A 505-nucleotide genomic window follows, 5' to 3' on the forward strand; every position below is an offset into this window, starting at 1 on the left:
TTTGATATTGAGTTAGCAATACGGGAATAACGCTCTCTGTTGAGAACTGTTCTACGATCGTTTGGCGTGCGTTTTTACGGATTCGTTCTTGTTGGCTTTTCTCCATCGTCATCCAGTGTTGTAGATTTAGCGCGAGATCGGGGACATCATCGGCAATAAAGCCATTTTTGCCTGTTTGAATGATGTCGGGTAAACGTCCGACCTTTAGACTGAACACTACAATGCCGCGTGCCATTGCCTCAAGTGCCGCCATGGGTAGTCCTTCGAAGCGAGAAGAGATAATCAATACGCTGATATTTTCCCATACCGCGTTCATGTCTGTTTGATGACCATGAAAAATGACATTCGCTGGTGCGGTTGTCTCTAAGTTTTGTCGCTCAGGCCCATCGCCATAGATAGAGAAGCGATAATCAGGGCAGGCTTTCGCTAACTCGATAAATTGATCTGCGCCTTTTTCATGGCTTAAGCGACCAACAAACGAGAGCTCTTGATAATGGTTGTTCAT

Annotated in this window: 1 protein-coding gene; it reads right to left on the minus strand. The window is 45.5% G+C overall.

Annotated elements, in window-relative coordinates; genetic code table 11:
- Positions 1-505 (minus strand): glycosyltransferase family 4 protein (locus tag R8N47_RS28650; RefSeq protein ID WP_318186540.1); only part of this gene is annotated, 505 nt, incomplete at both ends.

Source organism: Vibrio sp. 2132-1, assembly GCF_033344315.1.